10 protein-coding genes are annotated in these 14,220 nt (G+C 35.4%); all 10 read right to left on the bottom strand.

All coding sequences use genetic code 11. From position 1 onward, the window contains the following. Positions 1–36: 36 nt before the first annotated feature. A complete protein-coding gene (locus tag B0A66_RS03865; protein ID WP_089048533.1) occupies positions 37–318 on the bottom strand; it encodes a F0F1 ATP synthase subunit epsilon in 282 nt (93 codons plus the stop codon). Positions 319–401: 83 nt separating this feature from the next. Next, positions 402–1,913, bottom strand: a complete 1,512-nt coding sequence (gene atpD, locus B0A66_RS03860) for a F0F1 ATP synthase subunit beta (RefSeq protein WP_089048532.1) — start codon at positions 1,911–1,913, stop codon at positions 402–404. A 234-nt stretch (positions 1,914–2,147) separates the two neighbouring features. Next, entirely contained in the window at positions 2,148–3,716 is a 1,569-nt protein-coding gene (locus B0A66_RS03855; protein WP_089048531.1) for an SGNH/GDSL hydrolase family protein, read from the bottom strand. A gap of 94 nt (positions 3,717–3,810) precedes the next feature. Next, positions 3,811–6,612, bottom strand: coding sequence for a carboxypeptidase-like regulatory domain-containing protein (locus B0A66_RS03850; RefSeq protein WP_089048530.1), 2,802 nt, complete (start codon positions 6,610–6,612; stop codon positions 3,811–3,813). 314 nt (positions 6,613–6,926) lie between these two features. Beyond that, positions 6,927–7,862 carry a vacuolar protein sorting family 37 protein gene (locus B0A66_RS03845; RefSeq protein ID WP_089048529.1) on the bottom strand — a complete coding sequence of 312 codons (936 nt, stop codon included), beginning with the start codon at positions 7,860–7,862 and terminating at the stop codon, positions 6,927–6,929. A 3-nt stretch (positions 7,863–7,865) separates the two neighbouring features. Then, the gene (locus tag B0A66_RS03840) at positions 7,866–8,798 is read right to left on the bottom strand and encodes a tail fiber protein (protein WP_089048528.1); all 933 of its coding nucleotides are present in this window, start codon (positions 8,796–8,798) and stop codon (positions 7,866–7,868) included. Between the two features lie 3 nt (positions 8,799–8,801). Continuing rightward, positions 8,802–9,704 carry a tail fiber protein gene (locus B0A66_RS03835; protein ID WP_123868200.1) on the bottom strand — a complete coding sequence of 301 codons (903 nt, stop codon included), beginning with the start codon at positions 9,702–9,704 and terminating at the stop codon, positions 8,802–8,804. Between the two features lie 174 nt (positions 9,705–9,878). Beyond that, positions 9,879–11,729 (bottom strand): glutamine--fructose-6-phosphate transaminase (isomerizing), encoded by a 1,851-nt coding sequence (glmS, locus tag B0A66_RS03830; protein WP_089048526.1) that lies wholly within the window; start codon positions 11,727–11,729, stop codon positions 9,879–9,881. 9 nt (positions 11,730–11,738) lie between these two features. Beyond that, positions 11,739–13,325, bottom strand: a complete 1,587-nt coding sequence (locus B0A66_RS03825; protein ID WP_089048525.1) for a DUF4270 domain-containing protein — start codon at positions 13,323–13,325, stop codon at positions 11,739–11,741. Between the two features lie 21 nt (positions 13,326–13,346). Next, positions 13,347–14,153, bottom strand: a complete 807-nt coding sequence (locus tag B0A66_RS03820) for a glycogen/starch synthase (protein WP_089048524.1) — start codon at positions 14,151–14,153, stop codon at positions 13,347–13,349. Positions 14,154–14,220 lie beyond the last annotated feature (67 nt).

Raw genomic sequence — 14,220 nt, 5'->3', positions numbered from 1 at the left:
AACTGTTTGGCTTTTTGAACTTATTTCGAAATTATTTTAGTCTACTAAAACAATTACTTTATTGTCTTTCATTTCGATAGTACCTGATGCTATTTCTAAAGTATAGGTTTGCTCATTTACTTTCGTGAATTTACCCGCTACTTCTTTAGAAAAATCGAAACTTGGTGCAGCGATTTTAATAGTTCCTTTTTCAAGAATAGAAACAATAGGAGCGTGATTATTCAATATTTGAAAGCTTCCATCAACTCCAGGTAATGTAACAGAAGTTACTTGCCCTGAAAATAATTTTGCTTCTGGTGATACTATTTCTAAAATCATCTTTTTTTTGTTATGAGTTATAAGTCATGAGCTATAAGCAAGAGTAGAAACTCATAACTTATAACTCATAATTCATAATTATATTAAGCTTCAGCCAACATTTTTTCTCCAGCCTCGATAGCGTCCTGAATAGAACCTTTCAAGTTGAAAGCTGATTCCGGAAGGTGATCTAATTCACCATCGATAATCATGTTGAATCCTTTGATAGTATCTTTAATGTCAACCAAAACTCCAGGAATACCTGTAAATTGCTCCGCTACGTGGAAAGGCTGAGATAAGAAACGTTGAACACGACGTGCTCTTGATACTGATAATTTATCGTCTTCTGATAATTCTTCCATACCTAAAATCGCAATAATATCTTGCAATTGTTTGTATTTTTGAAGAATCTCTTTTACTCTTTGTGCACAGTCATAATGCTCATTTCCTAAGATTTGAGGAGTCAAAATTCTTGAAGTAGAATCTAACGGGTCAACCGCTGGATAAATACCTAACTCAGCAATTTTACGAGACAATACTGTTGTAGCATCTAAGTGAGCAAACGTTGTTGCAGGAGCCGGGTCAGTTAAGTCATCCGCAGGAACGTAAACCGCCTGTACAGATGTAATAGATCCTTTGTTTGTAGATGTAATACGCTCTTGCATAGCTCCCATCTCTGTTGCCAAAGTTGGTTGGTATCCTACTGCAGAAGGCATACGACCTAAAAGTGCTGATACTTCAGAACCTGCTTGTGTAAAACGGAAGATGTTATCAACGAAAAACAATACGTCTTTACCTTGATCTGTTCCTGCTCCATCACGGAAATACTCAGCGATAGATAATCCTGAAAGTGCTACACGGGCACGAGCTCCAGGAGGCTCATTCATTTGTCCGAAAACGAAAGTAGCTTTAGACTCTCTCATTCCTGGCATATCTACTTTAGATAAATCCCATCCTCCATTTTCCATAGAGTGCATGAAATCATCACCGTATTTAATAATTCCTGACTCTAACATCTCACGAAGCAAGTCATTTCCTTCACGTGTTCTCTCTCCTACTCCTGCGAATACAGAAAGTCCACCGTGACCTTTTGCGATATTGTTGATCAACTCCTGAATCAATACTGTTTTACCAACACCGGCACCACCAAACAATCCAATTTTACCTCCTTTTGCATAAGGCTCAATCAAATCGATTACTTTAATACCTGTAAATAAAACTTCAGATGAAGTTGATAAATCTTCGAATTTAGGAGCTTGTCTGTGAATAGACAAACCGTTTTCTCCTGTTTTTGGCAAGTTTCCTAAACCATCAATTGCATCTCCAATTACATTAAATAATCTTCCATATACATCTGGACCGATTGGCATTTGGATTGGATTTCCTGTTCCAACTACTTCATATCCTCTTGACAAACCGTCTGTAGAGTCCATAGAAATGGTACGAACAGTGTTCTCTCCAATGTGAGATTGCACTTCTAGAACTAACAATGTTCCGTCTTTTTTAGTGATTTCTAGTGAATCATAAATTTTTGGAAGTTCAACATCTTTACCGTTGAAAACTACGTCAACTACTGGTCCAATGATTTGAGCAACTTTTCCTATTACTTTTGACATTACTTATGTGTTTATTAAATAGCTATTTAGGTTTATCGAAAATACCTCTTTTTTCAGAGCGCAAAGATAATTTTTTAAAATATAAAATCAATATTTTTTTTATAAAAAATACTACGATTTTGTTTGATTAGTAAAAGACAGCCTATAAATATGTAAAATAACAATTATTCTTTCATTAAAAAAAGCCACAACATTTTAGAAATGCGTGGCTTTCTTGTTTATAAAATGGCTTTTTTATAAAGTTGACGGATATTGAATAGGATATGCTCCCAAATCAACATGTCTTAAAGTTGAACTGTATTTTACATTTATAGCATCTATAAAAATATTCGCTATTAAGGCATATCCTCTTGCACTTGGATGAATTCCATCTAAAGAAAAGGCTCCTCCTGTAACATAAGTCGAAGACATAGTATAATTCCCAAATCGGTATCCTCCGTTTGAAAGCTGCGTCATAATAGCGCGTGTATCAACAAAAGCTAACCCTTTTTCATTTGCTACCGCTTCAATAGTTACGTTGTAAGCATCTGTCGCTTTTTTAATTTCTGCTATTTCTGTCGGGATCAATACGTGTTTATCCTGCAACGGAAAAGTAACTCCAAATTTATCTAACGGTGCAGGCGGTGCAAACCCAACTCCGGAATCAGCAGCTGTAGGTGCAACACCAATAGCGTTTCTTGTTGGTAATATTACAATATCTGTAGCTTTAGCTTGTCTCGCCTGCCCAAAGACAGCGCCATAAAAAGCTGCATTTTGCGCTCCTAATGTTGGTGTAAAAGCCGCCGTTAACTGAGCAGACAAATTAAGAAGGGTTTCATCTTTTATCAAAACCGGATTTGAACCTGTCTCTGATAATAACGCAATTCTGTCTCCCGCATCAAAAGCGGTTAACGCTTGCTTTAATGGACCATATAACTGTAAGTTTAATGCTTTTATTGTTGCTATACCAACTGCCTCATTATTTGCACCCAACGATTTTGCCGTAAGAGGATTATAAGGAACTGTTGTAAAATAAGGTAATGTCGTAATATACGGCAAGTTGGCCACCACTCCTTTTGCCCCTGTTCCGGTTAAAGTTGTTGCTAATGTTGAAAATACATTAGCAAACACCGTTGGGTCTGTAATATCATTACTTCCGTAAGTAGCCGGATTCACATTTCCGGTCTGATCTTTCCCTACTCCTCCTGATGTTGCGTAAGCCAGAACATCATTCCCTCCAATAAACAAAGAGAAAAAAGTTGGTGCCTGCGCTACCGCATCTGCAATAACCGTAGTAGAAGGTGAGCTTGCAAAACGAACAAAGTAAGGATTTGAAGCTCCAATCGCTAAACCTGCAGGATTACCATATCCAGCCGCGACTAAGTGAAAACTTTTTGCACCTGGAATACCTAAATTATTAAACGAACCTGAAAGGTGCGCCATAACTTCTGTCGTTGGTGTTCCGCTTACAGGAACCGGCCCTGTACCATTAAAATATAATCGTACTCCAAAGGCAGGATTTGGCTGACCACCAAACAACAAACCTCCAACATTATCATTCATAAACGGAGTCGTAAATGCTCCACCTCCTGCTGCAGCAAATTGTTGTGCCAAAATATTAGTATAAGCACCTTCCTGCCCTCTTTTGAATAACGCATTATCACTATATCCCGCAGCAAAAGAATCTCCTAAAGCTACATATTTTGTAAAAACTGCTGACCCTGCAACAACTGGAACCTCTTCTGTTGTCCCATCACTATCATCATTATTACATGCTGCCAAGGTTAAAGAAACCAACAACAGCCATTTTATATTTTTTATCATGTCATTTCGTTTAAAATTATTATTTCTCCCTTTTCTATTTTATCCGTACAATAAAAGAGAGACAATCCTGTTTTTCCAAATCAGTTCACTCCAATTAAGGATTAATTGTCCAAGAAGCAAATACCAGTTTACCAATTGCTCCAGCTCCAATAACCTGAAGATAATCTGTTCCAAAAAGATTTGTTGCCCCTACCTTAATAACAGATTTTAGTTTAGGAATACCATAATTTATCTGAGCATCAAGAACAGTGTTCTCCGGAATCATTCCGTCTCCGAAAGAGGATTGCCATAGATATTCTGAATTCCATCTCACATTCACATTAAATCCTAAATTTTTAATCACGTTTGCATTTCCAAGTGAACCTTTGATTCTGTGTTTTGGTGTATTAAATCCAGCAATAAAACTTGGATCTTCTGCCTGATCAAAATCAAATTGAGCGTAATTGTAGTTCACTCCTAATTCAAAATCTTTGTATACTTTTTTAGCCAAACCTACACCAAAACCTAGTGAAGAAATTTGCGCTGCAGTATTGGTATACACTTGATAGACTCTTCTGTCTCCGAAAGCCAAAGCAGCATAACTCATCTGTACATTAGGATCTGAAGCATTTGTACCCGCAGTACCATAGTAAGGAGAAATAACTCTTGACGTATTCATGAAGTCATTGTAAATATTGTAATAAGCATTTAAATCGATTGACAAATCGTTTTGAACTACCGATCTGTACCCAACTTCAAAAGCGTGTACTTGCTCCGGTTTTACTAATCCGATATTTGCTACTACAAGATCTGCTGTATTTCCCGAAGCACTAAATGCCTGCACAGATGCTACTGTATACGCGTTGGTATAAGCATTGCGACCAGATAAATTTACAGTTGCAGGAGCCCCCATAGCCTGACCGGCAGCACTTACGTCTTTCGTCTCCTGAAAACGATCTAAATTTTCAGCTGCAGAACCAATTAAAGCAAATGGCCCTAAATCTAAACCAATGTATTGATCCTGTGTAGTTGGATTACGAAAACCTGTTTGATATGACAATCTGAAGTTGTGTCTTTTTGATTCTCCTGCTGAGTATACAAATGAAACTCTTGGCGAAACATTTCCATCAAAGTTTTGACTTTTATCATAACGTAACGATCCTGTAAATTTCAATCTGTCGTCCATGAATTTTTTTACCAATTGCGCATAAGCACCATATTCTCTGTATTCAATTGGTCCGTCATAATCTGTAAAAATTGTTCCTTTAGAATCCATGTGGTATTTTCTCCATGAACCCCCTACTTGAACTTCAGCAAATTTGATGATGTCTCTAAAATTATAGTTAACATCTGAATGGTACAATTTTGACTGATCGATAAATTTTGCTCCCTGTGTTAAATCAGGATTTTCTTTAACCATTGCCAGCGCATTATTAAACTCAGGAGAACCCGGTTCGAATCTAGGTTTTCCTGCTGGCGCCACCTGAAATTGTGACAAAGATTGTAATGCAGCAGGTAATCTGTTATAATCTGCATATTCTCTTGCGATTGCAGCAGATTGATTTGCATTTGATCCCATAACTGCCCCCGAAAGCTGGTACGCTGTTGCATAATTCGTAAACCATTCCTGATCTGATTTTGCAGCTCTGTTTACGTTCCAAGCAGCAAATCTCATGTCATAAGAATTTCCCGCATCTTCATCTGTAGTATAAAATCTTGCGAAAAAGTTTTTCCCTTTTACTTCAACTTTTGCTTGTTGCATCATGAAGTCTTTCAGTGCGTATCGGTTTGCACCTTGATAAATAGTACTTCCTAAACCAATTTTATATTGAAGAATAACTTCTGTTTCATCAGCCCAAGGTTTAATGTGTGCAGAGAAATCTGCTTTTATACTTTTTACTTTGTTATCTGTTATATCTTGTTCACGGTACCCTGTTCTGCTTACTTGTCCAACATTCGGAATAAAAGTTGTCACCTCGTCTCCGTAAAGGTTTAGTCCGTCATAATTTTGATTGTTTGCATGTCCTACAGAACCTCCGGTCATACTTCTATCATCAGCCGCGATCCATTCTGTAGCTGTCATATAGGTAAAGTTCCCTTTTAAAGCAAAGTGTTTTGTAAATGCTTTTGCAGCACGGATTCCAAAATCATTATAATCATTTGTTCCTGCTACTTTTTGACTTGTTTGTCCGTATTTGTAATAAACACTAATTCCCTCATTTGTAAAAGGACTTTTACTATTCATAAACATAATACCATTAAATGCATTGGCACCATAAAGTGCAGAAGATGCACCCGGCAAAAGTTCTACATTCGCTACATCAATATCTGAGATACCAATCAGGTTACCCAAAACAAAGTTTAATGCCGGAGAAGAGTTATCCATTCCGTCTACCAATTGCATAAAACGTGTGTTGGCTACAGAAGCAAATCCTCTGGTATTAACAGATTTGAATGATATACTGCTGGTATTGAAGTGAACTTCTTTTAAGTTTTCTAACCCATCATAAAAAGTTGATGCAGTTGTATTTTTAATTTCCTGAATTCCCATTCTCTCAATTGTCACAGGAGATTCGATTACACGTTCCGGTGTTCTGGAAGCCGAAACTACAATTTCGTCAAGTTTTGTTTCTTCATCTTTCAAAATCACATCTACTCTTTGACTGAATGAAGTAACGTTAATTGTTTTCGTCTCGAATCCTACTGCAGAAACCTTAAGAGTAAAAGGCGGCTTTGCCGTGGTATTCAGTTTAAATGAACCATCAAAATCGGTTGATGCTCCACCTGAAGTCCCCACGATATTGATATTGGCACCAGGAATTGATTGTTTGTTAGCATCGGTCACAGAACCGGTAACAGTCTGCTGCGCAAACGTAACTCCGCAGCATAACAACATTGTTAATAAATACACTTTCATTGGGCTAGTTTTTGTTAGTTTATCTAGCCAAATTACAAATAATTTTGATATTAATAAAAAAACGTTAAATTAAATTAATATTTACATTCAATTTTGCAACAATTTTAACTATTTAGCAATTCATTTTATTAAAGTAAAATCAAATAATAGATATGGAATAATTAAAATACTATGCATACATATAAATATTCTGTAATTTATTGAGGATTTACTAAAAATGATCTGCTTGAAAAAAACATCCGACAATAAAAAAAAGCAAGACGTAAATCTTGCTTTTTTAACAGTTCTTATTCTTTTGTTTAAAGAAATTAATCTTACTTTCTTCTTACTTCGGCTTCTAAATCAGATAACCTCTCTGACAATGATTTAAGAATTTTATTTTCTTCTCTAAGTTCTTTAACTTCTTTATTCTGCTCAATCATATAAAGTGTCAACTCTTCAATTTTCTTAAGCAAGCTCATATTCATTTCTGCCAGCATTAATCCCTTTGCTTCTATTTCTTTTGCAGATGGAATTTCCGGTAAATGATTATTTTGTTTGATATAGTCTTCTACTTCCTGCAATGATTTTAATTTATAATCATTGGCAAAGACATAGTCTGGAACAACAACACCTGCATTAAGTGTTACTTTAACCTCTCTGGCATGAATATTTCCAGCCACTGTAAGTCTTGAATCTGGATTCTTTGTTCCAATACCAACGTAACCATTAGCATCAATACGCACTTGTTCTGTATTGTTATTCGTACTAAAACTAATACCTCCTCCAATAGTACTACCCCCTCTAAAAAAGCTAATAGAACTATTTGTAATACCAAAGAAACTATGTTCAATGGCAAAACTTTTTCCATTTACAATTGAATTGCCATACCCCCTTACTCCCAAAAAAGTTCCTTCACCCGAAGTATCCCCTTCTGGCAAACGACCAAATACTGTCCCTAGAAGACCATTTCCAATAATATTTGCAACATCTAATGCCGCACGTGGCGCATTTGTACCCAAACCAACATACCCATCATTACCCCTCATGTAAAGAATATTATTCCTGTATCCGTTTCCGGTATGAGCACTAAATTTTATAAATCCCTTTTGCCCATCAAAACCCATGTCCATTCCGGCTACCGTTCCACTAACAAGACTTGTATTAAAAAGATCATCATTATTTATCTTAAAACTACCTAAAGCATACTCCTTTTGAGCAAAGCTGGTTTGAAAAACAAACAACACAATTATCAAGTAACTATTCTTCATCTTTTATTTTGTTTCTACTTTAGCTAATCTACTTTCTAATATAATCTGATTAGCTTTCATAACTTTATTTGCTTCTTGCAATTCATTCATTACTTTATTTTGCTGAATCATGTAAAGCATCAATTCTTCGATTTTCTTAAGCAAGCTCATATTCATTTCCCCCAACATTAATCCGTTTGCTTCGACTTCTTTTGCAGAAGGAATCTCTGGTAAATGACTGTTTTGGTTAATATATTCTTCTACTTCCTGCAATGATTTTAATTTATAATCATTAGCAAAAACGTAGTCTGGAACAACTCCCGCATTAAGTGTTACTTTGACCTCTCTTGCGTGAATATTTCCTGCCACTGTAAGTCTTGAATCTGGCGTGGTAGTTCCGATACCTACATTACCAATAAAATCAATACGCATTTGTTCTGTATTGTTGTTTGTACTAAAACTAATACCACCACCAGTAGTGCTATTTCCTCTAAAAAAATTAATCGCACTATTTGTAATACCAAAAAAGCTATGCTCAATTGCAAAACTTTTTCCATTTACAACTGAATTACTATATCCCCTTACCCCTAAAAAAGTTCCTTCACCATTAGTATTTCCTTCTGATAATCTTCCAAATACAGTACCTAGAAGACCATTCTCGATAATAGTTGCTACATCTAATGCTGCGCGAGGCGTATTTGTTCCCAAACCAAGATACCCATCAACACCTCTCATGTAAAGAATATTATTTCTATTACTATTACCGGTATGAGCACTAAATTTTATAAATCCCGTTTGTCCATTAAAGCCCATATCCATTCCTGCAACATTACCACTATTCAGACTCGTAAGATAAACATCATCATTATTGATTTTAAAACTACCTAAAGCATACTCCTTTTGAGCAAAAATGCTTTGAAAAACAAACAACACAATTATCAAGTAACTATTCTTCATCTTTTATTTTGTTTCTACTTTAGCTAATCTACTTTCTAATATAATCTGATTAGCTTTCATAACTTTATTTGCTTCTTGCAATTCATTCATTACTTTATTTTGCTGAATCATATAAAGCGTCAACTCCTCGATCTTCTTAAGCAAGCTCATATTCATTTCCCCCAACATTAATCCGTTTGCTTCTACTTCTTTTGCAGATGGAATCTCAGGCAAATGGCTGTTTTGTTTGATATATTCTTCTACTTCCTGCAATGATTTTAATTTATAATCGTTGGCAAATACGTAGTCAGGGAATACACTAGCATCAGCCGTCACTCTTACCTCCTCAGCTTGAATCCTACCTTTTACAGCAAGTTTTGACAATGGGTTTGTAATACCAATACCAACATTACCATTCCCAAGAATCCTAACTTTTTCCGTTTGACCTGTAAGATATGAATCTTGTGTAAAAAACTGCATTCCATAGATATTTGAAGTTGCACTTCCAGTAATTGATCTTATAGAAGTACCAAAAGTATCAAATTCACCTTCATTAATAGAATGCGCAATCATAATCGCAGAGCTATTATTAGCATTTAAAAGATTTCTAACAAGAATATTTCCATGTCTAACCTCAAACTTTGCCAAAGGAGTTGGAGTTCCTATACCAAAATTACCGGATTGAATACTTGAATTTGCACCATCTCTAAAAACCACATCTCTACCTATTCGTGTACCTCCCTTAAAATCACTTTCAAAATTAAGCATTAATACATTATCAGCACCGTGCACTATTGCTCTTCCTCCCGCACCATGATCATTATATCTCAAATTAACATCTGCTTTTCCAGTATAAGTAAAGAAATTTAATCCGTTTGGTGAATTAATTTGCGAAAAAGCATTCATTCCTATTATAAAAAACCCCAAGATGTATATTTTTTTCATTTTTAAAATTATTTCGATTTTATTAAATTATGATTGTCCGCAAAAGTAACGTTAAAAAGCCAAATCCTACAAATGAAACGTTAACCAATAATTAAAAAACCATAAAAAAAGCGAGACTTTCGTCTCGCTTTTTTTAACACTTTATATTTCAAACAATTACTCTACCGTAACTGATTTTGCCAGGTTACGAGGCTGATCTACATTACAACCTCTCATAACAGCAATGTAGTATGAAAGCAATTGCAATGGTATAGTCGTAATCAGTGGAGATAATGCATCTGAAGTTTCAGGAATCTCGATTACATAATCAGCTAATTCACGTACTTGTGTATCACCTTTAGTAACTACTGCGATAATTTTACCGCTTCTTGATTTAATTTCCTGAATATTACTTACAATCTTATCATAATGACCTTGTTTTGGTGCAATTACAATAACCGGCATGTGCTCGTCGATTAATGCGATTGGCCCGTGCTTCATTTCTGCAGCCGGATATCCTTCTGCGTGAATATATGAAATCTCTTTTAGCTTTAATGCTCCTTCAAGCGCTACAGGGAAGTTATAACCACGACCTAAATAAAGACAGTTTGGTGCATCTTTAAAAGTTGCAGCAATCTCTTTTGCTCTTTCGTTGGTTTCTAATGCCTCAGCCACTTTTTCAGGGATAATTTCTAATTCCTGTAAGTAGGCATGGAAATCACCATGAGATAAAGTTCCTTTTGCTTTTCCTAATCGCAAAGCAATCATAGTTAAAACCGTAATTTGAGTTGTAAATGCTTTTGTCGAAGCTACTCCAATCTCCGGCCCTGCGTGCGTGTAAGCACCTGCATGACTTTCTCTTGAAATAGAAGAACCTACCACATTACAAACACCAAAAACAAAAGCACCATTTTCTTTCGCTAATTTAATAGCTGCCATAGTATCTGCTGTTTCTCCTGATTGCGAGATAGCAATTACAACGTCATCCTTATTGATGATTGGATTACGATATCTGAATTCTGAAGCATATTCTACTTCTACTGGAATACGAGTAAATTCCTCAAAAATATATTCTGCCACTAAACCTGCGTGCCATGAAGTACCACAAGCTACGATTAGAATACGTTTTGCATTTAGGAATTTTTCAATATTATCCTCAACACCTGCCATCTGAACGATTCCTTCATTTGCATGAAGTCTTCCTCTGTAGGTATCTTTAATAACACTTGGCTGCTCGTAAATTTCTTTTAACATGAAATGTTCGTAACCGCCTTTTTCAATTTGCTCCAAGTTCATTTGAAGCTCTTGAATGTAAGGATCTACCAACGAGTCATCTTTTATTTTTCTAACCTTCAAAGGTTTGTGCAATCTAATGTTTGCCATTTCCCCATCTTCAAGGTAAATTGCATTCGAAGTATATTCGATAAAAGGCGATGCATCTGAAGCGATAAAAAATTCTCCTTCTCCAACACCAATAGCCAATGGACTTCCTAATCTCGCTGCTACAATTTCGTTTGGATTCTTTTTATCGAAAACCGCAATTGCATAAGCTCCCACAACCTGATTTAAAGCAATTTGCACCGCTTTACCCAATTTGATTCCTTCTTTCTTCTGAACTTCTTCGATTAAATTTACTAAAACTTCCGTATCGGTATCCGATTTAAAAGTATATCCTCTTTTGATTAATTCTTCTTTTAGAGGGGCATAATTCTCAATAATTCCATTATGAATAATAACCAATTCTCCTGAATTAGAAAGATGCGGATGTGAGTTCACATCATTAGGCACACCATGAGTAGCCCAGCGTGTATGACCAATCCCTATGGAACCAGCTATATTAAGTTCACTTTCAGCCTTAGCTTCAAGATCTAATACTTTACCTTTTGTTTTGCATGCTTTAACACCTGTCTCAGCATCATACAACATAACACCTGCACTATCATATCCTCTGTATTCGAGTCGTTTTAATCCTTTTATGATAATAGGATACGCCTCTCTATGACCGATATATCCAACAATTCCACACATATATATTTATTAATTTGGTTTCGTGTAATAAATTTGAAGCTGTAATCTTTTGTCCTCTGGGACAGTAGATTTTCCACCATACAATATTGTTCCTTGCGGACTCATTACTGATGCTCTTGGTGCTTCTGAAATTTCAGCATTTTTCAGCTTTAATCTGTTTGATGTTATCGTATTGATGTCTTCTGTAACCACCAAACCTAATGTTACATTCTTAGCAGTTGCATCTTTTATTAAATCACGAATATGATTCGTTAATCTAATTTTATAAGTCGCACCTTTTTTTGAAGCATCTAAATTAATGATTCCACTATAAACAATTCTTGACAATTTTACATTTCCCGACGGATCCGTACTTGAATCTGCATAATCCAAAATAGGCACATTATTAGTCAAGTCATACAAATACACTCTTTTTGGCTCGCTTGTATTCGTCATTTTTTCTGCATCAATATGAAATGTCAAATTAGCTTCGTTGATCAGCCACTTATTTGTTCTGATTTCCTCTAATTTAGCAGCAAAATCATTTAGTTTAATAACCGCAAGTGATCCTTGACCTCCTTTTAAATAAAGTCTTTCATCTCCTTGTTGCGTATCAACACCTGTTGTTACTGCAGTTTCAAATTCAGGCGTTTTTGTACTGGTAAGCAAACTAGCAGTAGCTCCCTTAAACTCAATAGTCAACGTCTTATCTTCTTTTGTTTCATCAGGATCTGTAGTGATCGCAGTTTTGGCTTTGTAATTAATTACAATTTTTCCTTTCGTAAAATCAAGCAATGCCAAAGCAGGATTACCTCCGCTTCTTTCAACTTTAAAATACAAACCTCTAAAATACTCTTGAAAAAGATCTGCTTTAGAAAGTTTTGAAGCATCAGCATTCAAGATTTTCTCCTGAAAAAATTGTGCATTCAATTTTAAACGCATTTCAGGTGCTACTTTACTTACTGTAACTTTACCATCAGTGCCTGTTACAGAATTCTCTAATTGAGCCGGATTAAAAAAGAATGTTTCATTTTGCCCTAAATCTGTCGCATCATCATTTAATGGTTTTCCTGATGTATGTATTTTTTTGTTTGTATCAAAATCACCATCCTGATCTGTATAATACATCTGAGCATATTGCGAACCATTATCAAAATAAGAAGCACGCATTTGAACTCCAGATTCATATACACTTAATTTAATTTTACCCTCACGATTTCCATAAATAGAATCTAAAGCATAAATATTAACATTGTCAGCTTTAGCCTCAGTAACATGACTAAAGTAAGGCACACTAAGGACTACACTTTCAACTACTGGTTCTTCTCCTATTGTTGGCGCATAAGTAGTAAGACTAACTTGTGTTACAAAATTGGCTGTAGTCGAACCAAATACAGGGTCATCATAAATACCTAAAGCATTAACCAGCAACGCATTGGATTGAATTGGACTTATTTCCTGATTGTATGACAAAACATCATATTTTACCGATTCCAATCCAAAATGATTATCACCAATCAGCCCTTCGCCGATGGCATTAAAATCTTTGTCGCAAGAATATAAAAGAACAACCGAAGCTGCTAGTACGATTTTCTTAATAAAAGAAGTATTATGCATGTTTAATTATAAAGTTAAAATTTAAAGCCCCATATCTTTGTAGAAATTTGTATACGCTTCTGCGAATGCATCTTTCGTGGCGAAAGGTAAAAAAGGTTTTCCTGAAGATTCTATAAATTTTGTTAAACTTGAAGATACATTTGGCGATGCAATAATTACAGCGTCAGAATGCAAAATACTGGCTTTCATTACATTTTCGTAATTTGGGATTTCCAAATCCGCAACTGAATCATGCGGAACACCATCAAATTTAACCTTATTGATCATCTCTAAATCTAAATTCTCATCGAAAGACTGACCATAAACAGAGGTTACAATTTTAGTTTCAGAAAACAAGGCTTCATTTTTATAATAATGTTTCATGTAAATTGGCAGCATCGCTGCAAGCCAACCGTGTACGTGAATAATATCAGGAACCCAATTTAATTTTTTTACAGTTTCAACAACTCCTTTTGCAAAAAATATAGCACGTTCGTCGTTATCAGGATAAAGAACACCTTCTTCGTCAGCAAAAGTTGCTTTTCGCTTAAAATATTCATCATTGTCAATAAAATAAACCTGAATTCTTTCCTTCGGGATTGAAGCTACCTTGATAATCAATGGCATATCTAAGTCATTCACTACCAAATTCATTCCTGAAAGTCTAATTACTTCGTGTAGCTGGTGTCTTCTTTCGTTTATATTTCCATACCTTGGCATGAAAATTCTTATCTGACCTCCTTGATCGTTGATCATTTTTGGAACGTCATAAGACATTAAAGAAACCTCATTTTCAGCCAAATAAGGCACGACTTCAGATGATACGTATAATATCCTCTTATCTTTCATAATAGTATTTTACTTAATTTTTGGTAATAAAAACGTTGCAAAATTACAAAAATTTATGCAGTTATTA

Source organism: Flavobacterium hercynium (assembly GCF_002217285.1).
Classification (GTDB): Bacteria; Bacteroidota; Bacteroidia; order Flavobacteriales; family Flavobacteriaceae; genus Flavobacterium; species Flavobacterium hercynium.
The sequence above is the reverse complement of the archived record's forward strand: the minus strand, read 5'-3'. Positions and strand labels throughout refer to the sequence as shown.

What these genes read in the sequence shown, in the direction of transcription:
- atpD (WP_089048532.1), bottom strand. Translation starts at nt 1,913, where the DNA reads ATGTCAAAAGTAATAGGAAAAGTTGCTCAAATCATTGGACCAGTAGTT.
- B0A66_RS03855 (WP_089048531.1), bottom strand. Translation starts at nt 3,716, where the DNA reads ATGATAAAAAATATAAAATGGCTGTTGTTGGTTTCTTTAACCTTGGCA.
- B0A66_RS03850 (WP_089048530.1), bottom strand. Translation starts at nt 6,612, where the DNA reads ATGAAAGTGTATTTATTAACAATGTTGTTATGCTGCGGAGTTACGTTT.
- B0A66_RS03820 (WP_089048524.1), bottom strand. Translation starts at nt 14,153, where the DNA reads ATGAAAGATAAGAGGATATTATACGTATCATCTGAAGTCGTGCCTTAT.
- B0A66_RS03865 (WP_089048533.1), bottom strand. Translation starts at nt 318, where the DNA reads ATGATTTTAGAAATAGTATCACCAGAAGCAAAATTATTTTCAGGGCAA.
- glmS (WP_089048526.1), bottom strand. Translation starts at nt 11,729, where the DNA reads ATGTGTGGAATTGTTGGATATATCGGTCATAGAGAGGCGTATCCTATT.
- B0A66_RS03845 (WP_089048529.1), bottom strand. Translation starts at nt 7,862, where the DNA reads ATGAAGAATAGTTACTTGATAATTGTGTTGTTTGTTTTTCAAACCAGC.
- B0A66_RS03840 (WP_089048528.1), bottom strand. Translation starts at nt 8,798, where the DNA reads ATGAAGAATAGTTACTTGATAATTGTGTTGTTTGTTTTTCAAAGCATT.
- B0A66_RS03825 (WP_089048525.1), bottom strand. Translation starts at nt 13,325, where the DNA reads ATGCATAATACTTCTTTTATTAAGAAAATCGTACTAGCAGCTTCGGTT.